This window comes from Sphingopyxis sp. BSNA05 (genome assembly GCF_013265645.1).
Taxonomy (GTDB): Bacteria; Pseudomonadota; Alphaproteobacteria; order Sphingomonadales; family Sphingomonadaceae; genus Parasphingorhabdus.
Window position 1 is genome coordinate 1 of record NZ_PYIA01000093.1, and the last position, 16,020, is coordinate 16,020.

The following is a 16,020-nucleotide window of genomic DNA, read 5'->3' on the forward strand; positions in this document are numbered from 1 at the left end:
TTTTCAAGGCCTATTCGGCCGACAAGGGCACGGAATTGCTGAGCCTGCCGATGCAGTCCGGCATCGTCAGCGCGCCCTCCACCTATATGATCGACGGCGAGCAATATGTCGCTTTCCTGACCAGCAAGGGCGGTGCCTTTCCGCTGGTCGCCGGTGTTGCCGGCGGGGTGACGCGCCAACTGCCCAATATTCCGCGGCTGGTGGTGCTGAAACTCGGCGGCAAGGCTGCCTTCCCGCCGCTCCCTGAAAAAGGCGAAGTGGTCTGGGATCCGCCGGTACAGACCGGCACCCCGGAACAGATTGCCACCGGCAAGGGCCTGTACGGGCGCAATTGCCTCGTCTGCCACGGCGACAGCGCGATCGGCAACGGCTTCACGCCTGATCTGCGGGTCAGCGGCGTATTGCCCGATACCCAGGCCTGGGCCTCGGTGGTCAAGGGCGGCGCGCTCAAGCAGCACGGCATGGTCGGTTTCGGATCGCAGCTCAGCGACGCACAGGTGGAAAATATCCGCCACTATGTCGTGAACCGGTCGATCTGGACCAAGGAAAATCTGCCCGAGATGACCGCGCCGACGGTGCGGTGATCTTACGGCCATTGCCTGCCCAAATATTGTTCACAGGCCGCGATAAATGCCTGTTTTTGAGCAGCATTGTCAGTCGTCCGATAACAGATTAGCAATGTAGCCAAGCATTCCGGCGATTCTGTTCGCGAATCGATTCTGGCATGGTAATTGAATAGCAACGGGCAATACTGCCCGGCCGAGGTGGTTTGCTCCTGTTCGGGGGAAATGCCGAGGAAGCGGTACACGGGAACGTAAAAATGAAAAAATCGAAGCCATCATCAAGCCCTTCAAACTGGACGAGGTCAAGGAAGCACTGCACGAAGTCGGTGTATCCGGCATTACCGTGACCGAAGCGAAAGGCTTTGGCCGGCAGAAGGGCCATACCGAACTTTATCGCGGCGCCGAATATGTTGTCGACTTCCTGCCCAAGGTGAAGCTGGAAGTGGTCGTCGAGGACAGTCTTGCCGACCGTACGGTCGAGGCGATTGCCGCGGCAGCCCAGACCGGCCGCATCGGAGACGGCAAGATTTTCGTCATTCCGGTCGAAGCGGCGCTGCGTATCCGCACCGGCGAACGCGACAACGACGCCATCTGATTTTCATTCCAACCAAACCCAATAAACCAGAACCAAGGGACTAAATAATGGGCAATACAGCATCCGATATTATCAAGTTGATCAAGGAACATGAGATCGAGTGGGTCGATGTTCGCTTCACCGATCCGCGCGGCAAATGGCAGCATCTGTCGATGTGCGCCGAAGTCATTGACGAGGATGTGCTGGAGGAAGGCTTCATGTTTGACGGCAGCTCGATCGAGGGCTGGAAAGCGATCAACGAATCCGACATGATCCTGCGCCCCGACCTCGACGCAATGTATATGGACCCCTTCTCGGCCACCCCGATGATGATCCTGGTCTGCAATATCGTCGAACCCGGCGACGGGTCGCTTTACAGCCGCGACCCGCGCTCGACCGCAGTGCGCGCCGAGGCCTATCTGAAATCCACCGGTATCGGCGACACCATCTATGTCGGACCGGAGCCGGAATTTTCATGTTCGACGATGTGAAGTTCGAAAATGGCTACGACCGCTCCGGCTTCCGGATCGACGATATCGAGCTGCCGACCAACACCGGCCGCGATTATGATGTCGGCAACATGGGCCACCGTCCCCGCGCCAAGGGCGGCTATTTCCCGGTCGCTCCGGTTGACAGCTGCATGGACATTCGCGGCGAGATGGTCACGACCATGCTGGAAATGGGCCTGCCGATGGACAAGCACCATCACGAAGTGGCAGCCGCGCAGCACGAACTGGGCATCACCTTCGGGACGCTGACCCAGACCTGCGACCGGACCCAGGTCTATAAATATGTCGTGCAGCAGGTTGCCCATGCATATGGCAAGACCGCAACCTTCATGCCGAAGCCGATCAAGGAAGATAATGGCAGCGGCATGCACACGCATATGTCGATCTGGAAAGACGGCAAGCCACTGTTCGCCGGCAATGAATATGCCGGCCTGTCGGAAATGTGCCTCCACTATATCGGCGGCGTGATCAAACATGCCAAGGCGATCAACGCCTTCTCCAACCCGACGACCAACAGCTACAAGCGTCTGGTCCCCGGTTTTGAAGCGCCGGTATTGCTCGCTTATTCAAGCCGCAACCGTTCCGCATCCTGCCGTATTCCTTATGGTGCGGGTGACAAGGCGAAGCGCGTCGAATTCCGCTTCCCCGATCCGCTTGCCAACCCGTATCTGTCGGCAGCAGCCTTGCTGATGGCCGGTCTCGACGGGATCGAGAACAAGATCCACCCGGGCGAAGCCATGGACAAGAATCTCTATGACCTGCCACCGGCTGAGCTGGCCGAAGTGCCAACCGTCTGCGGTTCGCTGCGCGAAGCTCTGGAAGCACTGGAAGCCGATCACGAATTCCTGCTCAAGGGCGACGTGTTCTCGAAAGACCAGATCGACGCTTATGCCGAACTGAAATGGGAAGAAGTCAGCCGCTTCGAAACAACCCCGAGCCCGGTCGAGTTCGACATGTATTATTCGAGCTGATCCTTCCGGTCAGACTGAAAACAGAAGCCCGGGGCAAGCGATTGCTCCGGGCTTTTTCTTTTGATCTATTGAGAGGAACAGTCCCTGCTGCTCGGGACTGCCGCCCAGCGCGTTAACTTGGTCCGAATCCCGAAGTTTCCGTATTTACAAAGGTTTTACCTTCCGTATCCCTTGAATTCAGGCAAACCAAAACAGGCTTTTCATATTCACGCTTGCTTGTCGGCTCGTGAGTTGTCGCATCCATGATATTCAATTCAATGCTCCTTTCGGGATTGCTGCTGTCGACCGGATGCCGGGATCAGCAAGCTTTGTGCAGATATTACATGGTCTGAAATTGCAAAAATTTCGTTTCCGTTCAACGAAAAAAGAAGCGACGGGAATCTCTGTAACAGCTTCCGGTCCTTCGCGGACGGCAAGCGGGGCATGATGGCGGCGGCGCGTGACCGGATCGGTTGCAAAATGCAGGCCCGCCTTTCGCTACCCTGCCTTCTGATGGCTTCAATAGTCCTTGCTCACCCGCACATTGGCGCTTTGCCGGCCGAGGGTCGAGATGGTCGAGAGGATCGAGAGCCAGCGGGTGATCTGGAATTCGAGCTGGGTGGCGCTATAGCCCTTGCCGTCGGTGATCAGCTCCACATAGACGCGGCGGGTGATATATTTGCCCGCGGCAATCGAGGTGCCGGTACCGGTATCAGTGTCGGACGGCAATATCCGCAACCGGTCCAGACCGACCGCCTTGCGCAACTGGTTGATCGGATCCAGCCCGCCGCCGCTGTTGAGCGAGGCCACGGCAGCCGCCAGCTGGACCGCTTCGGGAGCAGACAGGTCGGCGATGGAGGCGCCGAACAACACCCGCGACAGCAGCTCGTCCTGAGGCAGGGCCGGGATGCTGGTAAAGGCGATTTCCGGCTGGTTGCCGGTGCCGGTGACATTGATCGTGGCGTTCAGGCCGGTCAGATTGGCCTCCGCCTCGATATCCAGGATCGGGTTGACCGGCTGATTGCCGACAAAGCGGATGCGGCCGCGCTCAAGGCTGAACTGGCGACCGGCAAAAGTATAGTCACCGCGCAGCAGATCAGCGGTGCCGACCATCGCAAAATTGTCGACCGGCCCGGTAATCTTCAAACTGGCCTTCCATTCGCTGTCGAGCCCGAGCCCCTCGACCATCAGCCGGTTGGGGGCGTTGGCGGTCAGGTCGAAGCGCCATGGCCGGCCGCGCACCACCACCGGCCGTTCGTCGGCGCGACGATTGATTTCCCGGGTCTTATATCCGGCAGACTGGCTGTCGCGCTGGCTTGACCGAAGCGGAAGAAACTGCGGTTGAGCACGACATTGCCCGAAATCAGGCCGCCATCCACAGAACTGCGGATCTTGATCGGGCCGGTCACCGTGGCGGCGAAATCATCGCGGGCAATCAGCGCGGCCTGCTGGGCATTGACGTCCATGGTGATACCGATGCCCTCGCCCTCTGCGACGGCGAAATTGAAACTGCCGCTGCCGCTGACCGTTCCGCCCCCGGCGGTGGTGCCGGTCAGTTTCGGAAGCACCAGCCTTGAACCGTCAAACTGGCCCACTGTCTTGATATTGGAAATGACCGTGCCGGTGAGCGGGCTTTCGAGCCGCGCGTTGCTGGTGCTGACCCGGCCCTTGATCTGCGGATTGGCGAGACTGCCGCTGACATCGGCGCTGGCCGCTACCGGTCCGGTCAGGTCGAATGTCTCGACCCCGGTCAGCCGCCACAGGCTCTCGGCGCCGCCGTTGAACCGCGCTTGCGCGAACAGTGGCCGGCGCATCAGCTCGTCCTGCCAGTTGCCGCCACCCAGGCCGGTCACCCGCCCCTGGAACCGGCCGATGGTCTTGCCCTCGGGCGACTTGATGATCCCGCGCGCCGCCGCGTTGCGGCTGGACAGGGCAATATTGAGACCCAGATCGACCGGCGCGGAGGTCAGGATCAGACCCGAACGGGTCAGCCCCTTGATCGTCAGCTTCGCTTCACCGACCGGTATCCGGGCGCCGACTGGGTCAGTTTGACGGTGCCGTTGACGCTGCCGCCCAGCCCGAGATCGGGATAGCCGATATCGACCAGCGACAGCGGCATTCTGGCCATCGTCAGGTCTAGTCTGGAATTGCCGCTGCCAAAACGAGCGGACAGCTTCGCGCTGCCGCTGCCATAGTTGATCGTGGTCGCCGGAACGGTCCAGCCATCGCCTTCGCGCCGCAGTTCGAGCGGCTGTGCCAGACGCAGATTGCGGCCCTCAAACTGTCCGTTTCCGGAAATCCGGTAGCGGTCGGGCGTGATGTCCGCCTTTGCCTGGAACTCGAAAGTGCTGCCGCGCGTGCCGGCAACGGTGAAGGTTGCCGTACCGCTGCCGTCGGTCAGCTTGGCATTGGCGGCGACCCGGCCGATGATCAGTTCGCCGCGGCTGATCCCCTGCGCGCGCAGCGTCGCGTCGATATTGGACTGACCGTCGATCAGCAGGATATCGGCCTCCAGCACCGCGGTACGGATGGAGATCGGCGGATCGCCGCCAAAGCGGGCATTTTCGGCCTTGAGATTGGCGCGGATCAGCTGTTGCCCGCTGCCGGGGCGGAACAGCACATCACCGTTCACGCCGCCACCGCTGACCACAAGCCGCCCGGCAAGCCCGTCTGCGGTCGTTCGGATCGTACCGGTGGCCAGCGTATCCGAGACGAGCAGGCGGTCGACCCGCACCGCCGTGTCCTGGCCGGGCGTGGTCAGGATCATACCGTCACTGCTGAACGGCCCCAGCGTCGACCCGCCGGAGGCAACATAGGAAAAGCCTCCCTTGACCGGATCGAGTTGCACGCTGACAGCCGAAAGACCCGCCGCCGGCAGCGGACTGTCCAGCAACAGCGCGACCCTGGGACGGTTGAGCGCGCCGTCGAGTTTCAGATCAAAGCGGCCATATGTGTCCTGCCGTCCCGAGCCGCGGAACGCGAAGGTCGCCGCTCCGGTCTGGCTTCCGGACCCCCGGAAGGACAGTTTCGGCGCCGACACGTTGAGATTGGTAAAGCGCAACAGTCCGTCCGGGCCGAGGGCGAGGCCGGTCTGCAATTGCGGCAAGCCGCCGGCCAGTTCGCGCAGGAAGCCGATGTCGAAACGACGCAGCCTTGCATTGACCTGGCCGTCCAGTGCGATCCCCTTCGCTGCCGGACCCAGGTTGATCTCGGCAATGATGTCCGCAACGCCGACGCCTGTACCGCGAAGCCAGGCGCATTGGCATCGATATTGACGGCGAAATCACCGGTCGAGGGGCGCAGTTCCAGATCCAATGTGCCTTTTGCGACATTGGTCGCGACGCGGGCGCGCTCGGCGAACAGCAGATCCTTTTCATAGCGGAGCAATGCTGTCGCGCTGAAGCCGGAAAGCAATTGTTTCAGCAACTCGCCATTGCCGATTACCGTGCCGACCGAAAGCTCGACGGGGATATCCCAGCCGCCGGCATCCCGCTGTCCTTCGCCCTCGCCCCGCACATTGGTCAGCAATGTCTTGCCAAAAGCCAGCTGTGGCGCGGTCAGCAGATATTGGTAGCGCAGTTGCGAGAATTTTCCGTTCAGCAACGCCTTAAGCTCGAAATCCTGCGCCCGCATATTGGGCGACAGAGCCGATGGATCGATCAGCCGTGTCTCCAGCCGCATCGCATCCAGACTGTTGCGCGCCAGATCAATCCCGCCCTTCGCGGTGAAGGACAAGGCTGCCGAACGCGCTTCGAGATCGAGAGCCAAAAGCCGGTCGGCGAGGCTCGCCGTGCCCTTGATCAGCAGGTCCGGCGAAGCCAGTTTCTGCGCTGCTCCTTCGGGCAGTACAGCGGCGGTCAACTTGCCGTCATAGGCAAATTCTCCGGCCTTCGCCTCGATCGTGACTTGCGTCAGCGTCTCGTCATTGCTGAGCGCAACCAGTTCGCCGTTCCATTTCTGCCAGCTGCCATCGCCTTTCAGGGTCAGCGCCAGGTCGCGATCCATCCCCAGGGCACCGGCTATCACGCCGCCGGCCGGGGCCATGATTTCGGCGTCGATATCAAGCTTCTCGCGCTCCGGTTCGGCATTCAGCGCCAGCAGCAGCTTGTCGCCGCTGCGCGTCGTCGCCGCATCGAGACGCACCATCGCGCGGCCGGCCCTGATATCGGCAGTGCCCGACAGGTCGGCAAATTGTTCGCTGCCGGCCAGGGCTTCGCCCAGAGCCAGATTTTCCGCCCGGAACGCGCCGACATAGATGTCGAAACCGGGCAGCAGAGGGCTGTCTTCTCCGCTGTCGATCAGTTCCGGCAAACGGTCGAGCCGCCCTTTCAGGATCAGCGCATCGGTGATGTTCAGTTCGTTGAATATCCAGGCCAGCGGGTTCCAGTCGACCGCTACGGTGCCAGCGGAGAAAAACTCGCCCTTGGGATCGAGTAGCCGCAAACCCTGCACCCTGCCCTCGCCGTAGATCGATCCCTCGATATCGGCAATCCGGATGCGCAGGCCGTCCTCCGGCTCCAGCGCCTCGACCTGGTTGATGATGAAGCGATGGCCGGAATTGCTGTCCAGCCACATGGCCGCGCCAACCAGTCCCAATAGGAGGATCGCAGCCAGCCCCAGCAGGCCGCGCATGGACCAGCGCCAGATCAGTCGCTTGGAGCCCGGCCTGTCCTTGCTATCGGCCATCTAGAATGCCTGTCCGAGGGAGACATAGACCGCGACACGCGAATCGCCGGGTTGCGGGTTGATCGGCGTGCCGACATCGATGCGGATCGGTCCAAAGTCGCTATAATAGCGAACGCCAAGACCGGCACCATAGCGCATGCCGGAGATGTCCGGCGTGCTGCTGGTATAGACATTGCCCGCATCGATGAATGGGACGATACCTAGATTGCCGCCGAAAAAGCCGGTGCGGACCCGCGCCTCGAGCGAAAACTCGACCAGCGAGCGGCCGCCCACCGGATCATTATTGGCATCGCGCGGGCCAATGCTCTGATAGCCATAGCCGCGAACCGAACCGCCGCCACCGGCGTAGAGACGGCGCGACGGCGCTATCCGGTTGTTCCCGGCACCGGCGATCGTCCCGACCCGGGTGCGGCCGGCCAGCACGATCTTGTCGGACACCGGAAAATATGCGGATCCGTCAAATTGGCTGCGGACATAAAAGAAACTGCCATCCTGAAGCGACGCTTCAGGAGCGATCCGGGCGGTCAGCCTGAAACCCCGGGTCGGATCGAGCAGATCGTCGCTGGCGTCATAGGTGACCAGCCCCGGCAGCGAACCGATGAAGAAGGTGTCCCGGCCCGTCGCATCCGTCGGCCCGGTGACGTCTTCTTCGCGCGATGCCAGCAGCTCGACGCCGAGCGACCAGCTCCAGCGCTTCTGGTAGATCAGGTTGCTCTGGCGCTCGATATTGGCGGCGACGGAGAATGTCTGGGCCTTGAACGCCGGACGGTCGACGACGCTCAGCGCGGTGCGGCCGTTCAATATATTGTCGCGACGCCGATAATTGTTGCGGCGAAAGGACAGACTGCCGGACTGTTCCTGGGTCCCGAGCACGGCAGTAGCGCGGAAGAGGCCTTCCGGCGGGAAGAGATTCCGGTGCTCCCAGCTGACTTCGGCGCGGGCGCCCTCGCCTGTGCCATAGCCCAGCTCGCCGGCCACGGTGCGCAATGGCGCCGGTGTCAGCTTGACCGCGACATCGACCGCTTCCGGATCGTCGGCCACAACCGGATCGACATTGACGGTCGAAACAAGGCCGGTCGCGATCAGCGCACGGCGCAAATCCTCGAGATCGGAGGCCTGATACAGGTCACCGGGATTGAAACGGGCGATCATCTGGACATGATCGGCATCGAACAATTCCGTCGGCGCCAGGACAACGGAACCGAAATTATAGCGGCCGCCCGGCGTCACCGGAACTTCAAGGTCGCCCAGCCGTTCGGCATGATCGATTTCCAGCTCCGGCTCGCCGGTCTTGGCGAAAGGATAGCCATTTTCGGCCATCGCAACGTCGATCCGGCCGATCGCTTCCACAATGCGGTCGCTGTTTACGACATCGCCCGGTTGCAATCCGAACGTTTCGCGGAAATTTACAGGATCAGGATCAACCGCCGCTTGGAGACCGGACAAGACAATGGCGTCGAGCTTATATTGCGGTCCAGCCTGCACCCGGATCACCACATCGATCCGATCCGCACCGTCGGATTCGAAGCGGGTCTGGACGACGGCGTCATAATAGCCTTCTATCCGCAGCAGCTGCTCGACCAGTTCGGCATCGCTCTGCGCACGCCGCCGGATCTGCGCGAAATTGGCTTCGTCGCCGCGATATTGTTCCAGCACCGACAAAATATCAAAGCGCGTGTCGAAAGCCTCGCCAATCTTCTCGGGCAGGCCTTCGAAGCTGATGCCATAGGCGGTTTCAGCCAGCGCATCGGTCGGCCGATATTCATTGAGCGGGGCCGGTTCGGCCAGCTGCTCGTCGGCGATATCCTGGTCGCCGGGGGCGGCTTCGGCTTCATCGTCCACCGCGGCCGTATCTTCGCTTTCGTCTGCCAGTGGCTGTGCCACTTCGTCAAGGTCGGGCCATTCGACGCCAAAATCGGGAAATTCGGTCAGGGGCTGATCCGGATCGAGCGGCGCATCGAAATCCTGCTCGTCCGGTTCACTGGCGGCCGGCATATCTGCGGTTTGCGCATGGCCCGGCCCGATGAGCGAACCCATCAGCAAGATAACCAGCATGCCAAGGCAGCGACAATATGCGGTCAGACCCATTGACGATCTCTTTAGCGGCGGATGAATCGCTATGCCAACGAATAAGCGCGTTTTTCTGGCGAGCGTTTCTTTTTGTAGGATATTCGGTCCAGCCTGCACGGCGCTGCCAATTTCACGGACGGCTTTAACCGCATATTAACCATGATCGACCATATTCCACCCCATGGGAACCGGGCGCTTGTGTCCGGTCGGCAATGGTTCAACAGGATTTTTGGAAATGTCCAATATGCGCGTAATTTTGCTCGAAGCGGCCATGGTAGCCGGTGTCTTGATGACGGGATTGTCAGCGTCCCAGATCGCTTATGCGGCCACCGCTTCCGCCGATGAACAGAAAGCGGCGACCGATCCGCGAGCGAATGTGAAAATCGACAGCTCGATCATGGTCGAACGCACCGAAATTTCGGAAGATGGCGAATCCGTAACCCAACTGCTCAGCCCTTCGGCCATCAAGGTGGTTCCGGGCGACAAGTTGCTGGTTACCAACAGCTATCGCAATCTGGGCGACGAGGCGGTCACCGGATTCGTGCTCAACAATCCCGTGCATCAGGCCGTCACCTTCGTCGAGGCGCTCGAAGACTGGGCTCTGGTATCGGTCGATGGCGGCGAAATTTTCGGTCCCTTGTCTTCGCTGAGCGTAGCGGATGACGAGCAGGGTCCCGCCCCGCCGTGGCGGCTGATGTCACCCACATTCGCTGGGTGCTGCCATCGCCAATCGAACCCGGCGCAACCGGCGAACTGCGTTTTCGCGGTACCGTCAAATAGGCCTGAAGCCAGCTACAAGGCTCCCTCGCATTCCCAAATCACGTCGCGGACAGCGATCAGTCGTGCCAGCCGCGCCAGTTCTGCTGCTAGCCTGGAATGCCGTGCGGCCGACCGCCGCACTCCCGGCTCCGGCCAATATTGCGTGACGCGCAGCTGGCCCGCTGCCCGGTCCGCCTTGATCTCGATCCGGCCGACGAAGCGGTCGCGTTCCAGTATCGGGTAGACATAATAGCCCCATTGCCGCTGCGCTGCGGGCACGAACATCTCGTTGCGATAGTGAAAGCCGAACAGGGCGAGCAGGCGCTTGCGGTCGCGGACGACCGGATCGAAGGGATTGATGATACGCAGTCGCGCGGTCGGTTCGGGCGCGCTGGCCAGTCGGGTCTCGATATCGGGCGGTGCCAGCGCCTTGAGCCATTGCCCCTCATGATTTTCCACTTCCACCGGGACACTGTCCTTCGCCGAATCTGCCCAAAGCTGTGTTTCCTTGGCATTGACCGCATCCCAGAACCGCTGGATTTCACCGGGTGAGCCAAAGGCCAGCCGGTCGAGCGCGTTGCGGCAGAGCCAGTCGATCTGGCCCTCGTCGTCATGGATTGGTTCACGATGATGCAGGGGAATCACCCGCTCGCTGAGGTCGTAATATTTGTTGAAATTGACGCGATGGGAGGTCGCCAGTTCGCCGGCATACCAGAGCTGGTCCATCACCCTCTTGTGCGGCGGGCGATCCCACATCTGTTTCTTGCCGCTAACCTTGGTGTCAAAGGCCTGGGTTGACAGCGGGCCTTCCGCCGCGATGCGGGCCTTGATCTCCTCGGCGCCGATTTCGCGCGCTGCCTTTTTAAACGAAGCATGGCCCGCCACCTTTGCGCCGAGCCGCCGGAACTGCCGCTGCCACATCGGGTAAAATTCGATCGGCAGGACCGAGGCGTCGTGGGTGAAATGTTCGAACACCCCCCTGTCCTCACCCAACAGCTTGTCGAGCATCGGCTCGCGGTAATTCTGGTTGCGGCTCCACAAGATATGATGGTGGGCGCGGGTGACATTCTGGATCGTGTCGAGCTGGACATAGCCGAGGCGGCGGATCATCTCCGGCAGGTCGAGCGGGCCGGTCGGGGTTTCGGACAGGCCCTGCGCCTGCAACCAGAGCCAGCGCGCCTGCCGGTTGCCGATGCGCAGCGCCATCGTGATCAGACCGCGGTGGTTTCGATATGCGCGACTTTCCGGTCGCGCCGGGTTGCCAATATGCACCCAACGACGATCATCGCCGCGCCGGAAACAGTGGTCAGCGTGATCGGCTCGCGGAAGAATAGCCAGCCGAAAATCGCCGCCCAGATGAAGGCGCTATATTCGAGATTGATCAGATTTTGCGCTTCGGCCCGCGCATAGCCCCAGGCGATGAACAGCGAGGAGATCAGCGAGAATATCGCCGCGGCCCCGATATAGGGCAGCGATTCCGCTTCCGGAACGACCGCAAAAAAGGCGCGAGCAGCAGGAAGGATGACCCGACGACGAGATTCTGGGCGAAGCTGATCTCGATCGGACCGGCGAGCAGCGCCTGTTGCCGCTGGATCACCAGATTGCCGGCGTAGAGCACCGCCGAAATCAGGATCGCACCGATGCCGAGCAGCGCCTCTTTCTCGAACTCGCCGCTCGCCCTGCCCCATGCGATCACCAGCACCCCGGCAAAGCCCAGCGCGGAAGCATAGATGGCGTTGCGGTGGATGGTCTCGCCGAGGAATACGGCGGCGAGATAGAGCGCGATAATCGGCGCAATGAACGACAGCGCAATGGCCTCGGCCAGCGGCACCCGCGCGAGACCCCAGAAGAACAGATAGGACATGAATACGATGATGATGCCCCGCTGCAGATGGACCTTGCGGGCGGCCTTGCCCGGCATTCTGGGGCGGCGCACGAAGAAGACTACCGAAACGATCACCAGAGCGAGCAGCACCCGCCAGAGGATCGCGTTATAGGCGCCAATCTCGATCGACAGGCTTTTCATCGCGACGTCCATCATCGCGAAGGTGAGCAGGCCGAAAAGCACCGAACCCGCCGGCAGCAGGATCGGGCCATTTTCTGGCTGGCTATCGGCGGATATTAGATCGGGCATATTATATTCCATCAGCCGGATGCTGTTGTTCTGTTGCCGGTCCCTGTGCTTCGACAAGCTCAGCACGAACGGAATCTCAAGACGCTCTGCTTATCGCCCGCAAACCGAAAATGGCAAGCGGGATCAGAGGCCCATTTGCCGGACCGCAAGATCGCGCATGATTTCTTCCGAGCCGCCGCCAATCGCCATCACCTTGACCTCGCGGTAGAAACGCTCAACCGGATTGCCGCGCAGATAGCCGGCACCGCCGAGGATCTGCATTGCCTCGCTGGCGCAATATTCCAGATCCTTGGTCGCGCTGAACTTCGCCTTGCACAATTGCGCGACCGGCATTTCGCCCTGTTCGGCGAGCCAGCAGATCTGGTTCAGCCAGCCGTCAAGCCGATCGACCCGCGCCGACATGTCGGCGATCTTGTGCCGGATCACCTGATGCTTGATAAGCGGTTTGCCGAACGTCTCGCGCTGCTGCGCATAGTCGATCGAATATTCGAGCAAGACCCGCATCATGCCGAGAGACTGGGCGACCATGCCGAGCCGTTCGTGGTTGAAATTGTGCATGATCTGGATGAAGCCGCGGCCTTCCTCGCCGAGCATATTTTCCGCCGGGACGCGCACTTCGTCGAAATAGAGCGACGCCTGATCGGAAGCCCACCAGCCCATTTTCTTGTCGAGCGCGGTGCGCGAAAACCCCTCGGCGTCGGCGTCGACCAGAAACAGCGAAATCCCGTTCAGGCCCTCGCCGCCGGTGCGCGCGCCGATGACATAATGGTCGGCGGTCATGCCGCCGGTGATGAAGGTCTTCGCCCCGTTGATCACCCAGTGATTGCCGTCCTGCCGCGCGGTGGTCTGCATATTGGCGACGTCCGATCCGCCACCCGGTTCGGTGATGCCGAGGCTGGAGCCCTTTTGCCGAGCACGATATCCTTCAGGATGCGGTCCTTGATATCCTGCGAGGCCAGCTTGTGGATCGGGCCGATGGAAATGCTGCGGCCGCCGAGCGCCGCCAGCGTGCCGCCATTATGCGCTCTTGCCGCTTCCTCACCCCAGGCCGCGCGCATGAAAATATCGTCCATGCCGAGCCCGCCATATTTTTCGTCGACGCCAAAGCCCCATACGCCAAGCGCCCCGGCTTTTTCGTGAACCTCCCAGGGGATTTCGCCCGCTTCGTCCCACTCATTGGCGAACGGCTGCAATTCGGTCTCGGCAAAGCGGCGGCAGGTTTCGCGGAATTGTCGGCGCTCGTCATTGTCAAAGGGGCGTAGCATCTGTGTCTCTCCAGCGATTTAATCGTCTGGTTAAACTTCTATCGCCTCCAGCGCGGAACGCAAGCGAGATGGCAGGGAAACCGGCCGACGGGTCGCGCGGTCGACATAGACATGGGTGAAGCTGCCGGCAGCGGAGGCAATATCCTCATCCCCGCGAAACAGGCCGACACCATAGGTAACGCTGCTGTTGCCCAGCCGGTCGACGCGGATGCGCGCCATGACATCGTCGGGAAAGGCAATCGGCGCGAAATAGTCGCAGCTCGTATTGACCACCAGACCGATGGTCTCGCCGCCGGTGATGTCGAGCGCGCCCTGCTCCACCAGATAGCGGTTTACCGCGGTGTCGAACCAGAAATAATAGATCGCGTTATTGACGTGGCCATAAGGATCATTGTCATTCCAGCGCGTGGTGATCGCCGAGCCGGTGCGATAGTCGCTGCGAACCGGCGGCTCGGCCCTCGGGCTTTTACCAGGCGGCATCATATATCCTTTGCGCGTCGGCCAGCGTGACCTCTCGGGGATTATTGTCGAGCAGGCGCGTCTGTAGCATTGCCGCTTCGGCCAGTTCGGTCGTCGCATCCTGCGCGATACCGATTTCCCGCAGCTTGCGCGGCGCCTTGACCTTGACCGCCAGCGCCTCAAGATAGTCGATCAATTGCTGCGCCCGCGCTTCGCTGCTGTTCTCGCTGCCGCGCGGCAGATCGAGCGCATCGGCCAGCTCGGCGTAGAGCGGTGCGGCAGCTTCGAGGTTGAATTGCATGACATAGGGCATGACCAGCGCGTTGGAGAGGCCGTGCGGGATATGATAGATGCCGCCGAGCGGATAGGCGAGCGCGTGGATCGCGCCGACCGGGCTGTTGGCAAAAGCCTGTCCGGCGAGCATCGAACCGCGCAGCATCGCTTCGCGAGCCTGCATGTTTTCGCCGTCGGAACAGGCGGTTTCGATATGCGCGGTGAGCAATTTCAAGGCTTCGATCGCGAGCATGTCGGAGACCGGATTCTTGCCGTTGCGGCTGGTGTAGGATTCAACCGCATGGACCATTGCATCGATGCCGGTCGCGGCGGTGACATTGGCGGGAAGCCCGACGGTCAGCGCAGGGTCGAGCAAGGCCACATCCGCAACCAGATGTGGCGAGATGATGCCGGCCTTGGTGGTTTCACCGGTGGTCAGGATCGAAATGGCGGTGACTTCCGATCCGGTGCCGGATGTGGTCGGGATCAATATGGTCGGCAGGCCCTTGCGTTCCAGCAGACCGATGCCGTAAATATCCGCAAGCGGCTGCGCGCCTTCGACCGCAAGAGCCGCAACCACCTTGGCTGTATCAAGCGAACTGCCGCCACCGAGTCCGATAACGATATCGGCACCCGCTGATTTCGCGGCTTCAATAGCCTGCAGGACGATGCCTCCGGCGGATCGGCCACAACCGAATCGAATATCACGACATCAAATCCGGCTTCGGACAGCGTTTTTTCGACCGGCACAATCAGGCCGGCATTGACGATGCCCTTGTCGGTGACGATCATCGGTCTGGATGCGCGCAGGGCAGCAATCTGGCCGGGCAATTGGGCGAGGCAGCCTGCGCCAAAGTGGAGCACCGGGACAGTCTGGAAGATAAAGTTTTCATCGTGCCAGTCTTTGCACCAATGGCTCAGCCGCGCAATAAAAAGGGGCCGGAAAACCGGCCCCTGTTCATCTGGCGACTATTCGCCATCATATGGCATTCCCGCCTAGAATTTGCCGCGCAGGGTCAGGCCGTACATCCGGGGTTCCTGGATGAAGGCAGAGCGTGAACCCGAACGCAGCACGGTGTTGAACGTAACGCCGCGCGTGATTTCATTGGTCAGGTTGGTAACCCAGGCTTCAATGCCCCATGCGCCGTCAATTTCACCGAGACCAGCCCGCATGTTGATCTTGACCGTGCCGTCCTGAACATCAAAGGGCACAGGCGTCCGTGTGGTCAGATCGGCAGGATCGAAGGCCTGCGTTGACGTCCGGCGATCGCTCTCCATCCGGATCTGGCCGTTGATGAAGAAATTCAGGCTGTTGCCAATGTCACGATCATAGGTTGCGCCCATGATACCCACCCATTTCGGAGCGTTGGTCAGTGAATTGCCGCACAGGCTGAGAACATTGTCAGAGGTTTGCGTTCCCGCGCAATTGTCCGGATATCTGGCGTTGGTATAAGTCAGACCGCCATTGATCGTCAGATTGTCGCTGGGACGAAGAACCGTTTCAATTTCAACACCGGTCGATTTTGCGAGCGGAACGTTGAACGTCGTGAACTGTGCGCCAGTGAATTCCAGAACCTGGAAGTTTGTGAATTCCTCGTGGAAGCCGGCAACGTTCAGAGTTACCGCATTGTCGAGGAACTTGGCTTTCAGACCGACTTCATAAGCATCCACTTCTTCCGAAGCAAAGCGCGGATCAGCGCCGCCGGATGCAGCCGTCGAGTCGAGGTTGAAGCCACCCGATTTATAGCCATGCGTGAAGCTGGCATAAACGGTCACAG

General features: G+C 60.9%; 15 protein-coding genes and 2 pseudogenes. 3 read left to right on the top strand and 14 right to left on the bottom strand.

Annotated features, from left to right (window positions below):
- From C8024_RS10615 to glnA, 3 genes and pseudogenes are all read left to right on the top strand, one after another.
- A partial coding sequence (locus C8024_RS10615; RefSeq protein WP_173204895.1) for a cytochrome c occupies positions 1 to 584 on the top strand: 584 nt, incomplete at its 5' end.
- A 244-nt stretch (positions 585 to 828) separates the two neighbouring features.
- Complete coding sequence (locus C8024_RS10620; protein ID WP_173204939.1) at positions 829 to 1,158, top strand: P-II family nitrogen regulator; 330 nt, start codon at positions 829 to 831, stop codon at positions 1,156 to 1,158.
- Between the two features lie 47 nt (positions 1,159 to 1,205).
- Positions 1,206 to 2,617, top strand: a pseudogene (gene glnA / locus C8024_RS10625) (type I glutamate--ammonia ligase).
- A gap of 498 nt (positions 2,618 to 3,115) precedes the next feature.
- Here the strand turns inward: glnA and C8024_RS10630 are convergent.
- From C8024_RS10630 to C8024_RS21570, 14 genes and pseudogenes are all read right to left on the bottom strand, one after another.
- Positions 3,116 to 3,844, bottom strand: coding sequence for a translocation/assembly module TamB domain-containing protein (locus tag C8024_RS10630; protein WP_173204898.1), 729 nt, complete (start codon positions 3,842 to 3,844; stop codon positions 3,116 to 3,118).
- Positions 3,808 to 4,449 (bottom strand): translocation/assembly module TamB domain-containing protein, encoded by a 642-nt coding sequence (locus C8024_RS10635; RefSeq protein WP_173204910.1) that lies wholly within the window; start codon positions 4,447 to 4,449, stop codon positions 3,808 to 3,810. The genes C8024_RS10630 and C8024_RS10635 overlap by 37 nt, the downstream gene beginning before the upstream one ends.
- A 1,078-nt stretch (positions 4,450 to 5,527) precedes the next feature.
- On the bottom strand, positions 5,528 to 7,282 hold the full coding sequence (locus C8024_RS10640; protein ID WP_173204912.1) for a hypothetical protein: 1,755 nt from the start codon (positions 7,280 to 7,282) through the stop codon (positions 5,528 to 5,530).
- Positions 7,283 to 9,370 carry an autotransporter assembly complex family protein gene (locus C8024_RS10645; RefSeq protein ID WP_173204914.1) on the bottom strand — a complete coding sequence of 696 codons (2,088 nt, stop codon included), beginning with the start codon at positions 9,368 to 9,370 and terminating at the stop codon, positions 7,283 to 7,285.
- 283 nt (positions 9,371 to 9,653) lie between these two features.
- A complete protein-coding gene (locus C8024_RS10650; protein ID WP_173204916.1) occupies positions 9,654 to 9,914 on the bottom strand; it encodes a hypothetical protein in 261 nt (86 codons plus the stop codon).
- Positions 9,914 to 10,057 (bottom strand): hypothetical protein, encoded by a 144-nt coding sequence (locus tag C8024_RS10655; protein WP_173204919.1) that lies wholly within the window; start codon positions 10,055 to 10,057, stop codon positions 9,914 to 9,916. The genes C8024_RS10650 and C8024_RS10655 overlap by 1 nt, the downstream gene beginning before the upstream one ends.
- An 87-nt stretch (positions 10,058 to 10,144) precedes the next feature.
- Entirely contained in the window at positions 10,145 to 11,317 is a 1,173-nt protein-coding gene (locus C8024_RS10660) for a winged helix-turn-helix domain-containing protein (protein ID WP_173204922.1), read from the bottom strand.
- A 5-nt stretch (positions 11,318 to 11,322) separates the two neighbouring features.
- On the bottom strand, positions 11,323 to 11,634 hold the full coding sequence (locus tag C8024_RS21565) for an EamA family transporter (RefSeq protein ID WP_367947281.1): 312 nt from the start codon (positions 11,632 to 11,634) through the stop codon (positions 11,323 to 11,325).
- On the bottom strand, positions 11,547 to 12,245 hold the full coding sequence (locus C8024_RS10665) for a DMT family transporter (protein WP_254305806.1): 699 nt from the start codon (positions 12,243 to 12,245) through the stop codon (positions 11,547 to 11,549). The genes C8024_RS21565 and C8024_RS10665 overlap by 88 nt, the downstream gene beginning before the upstream one ends.
- A 123-nt stretch (positions 12,246 to 12,368) precedes the next feature.
- The gene (locus tag C8024_RS20255) at positions 12,369 to 13,097 is read right to left on the bottom strand and encodes an acyl-CoA dehydrogenase family protein (RefSeq protein WP_217272145.1); all 729 of its coding nucleotides are present in this window, start codon (positions 13,095 to 13,097) and stop codon (positions 12,369 to 12,371) included.
- The gene (locus tag C8024_RS20260; RefSeq protein WP_217272146.1) at positions 13,058 to 13,510 is read right to left on the bottom strand and encodes an acyl-CoA dehydrogenase family protein; all 453 of its coding nucleotides are present in this window, start codon (positions 13,508 to 13,510) and stop codon (positions 13,058 to 13,060) included. Before C8024_RS20260 ends, C8024_RS20255 begins: the two co-directional genes overlap by 40 nt.
- 30 nt (positions 13,511 to 13,540) lie before the next feature.
- Positions 13,541 to 13,990, bottom strand: coding sequence for a thioesterase family protein (locus tag C8024_RS10675; RefSeq protein WP_217272147.1), 450 nt, complete (start codon positions 13,988 to 13,990; stop codon positions 13,541 to 13,543).
- A pseudogene (locus C8024_RS10680) lies at positions 13,977 to 15,106 on the bottom strand (iron-containing alcohol dehydrogenase). Before C8024_RS10680 ends, C8024_RS10675 begins: the two are co-directional and overlap by 14 nt.
- Positions 15,107 to 15,238: 132 nt before the next feature.
- Positions 15,239 to 16,018: a TonB-dependent receptor gene (locus C8024_RS21570; RefSeq protein WP_367947279.1), complete on the bottom strand. Its 780-nt coding sequence runs from the start codon at positions 16,016 to 16,018 to the stop codon at positions 15,239 to 15,241.
- Between the last annotated feature and the right edge of the window lie 2 nt (positions 16,019 to 16,020).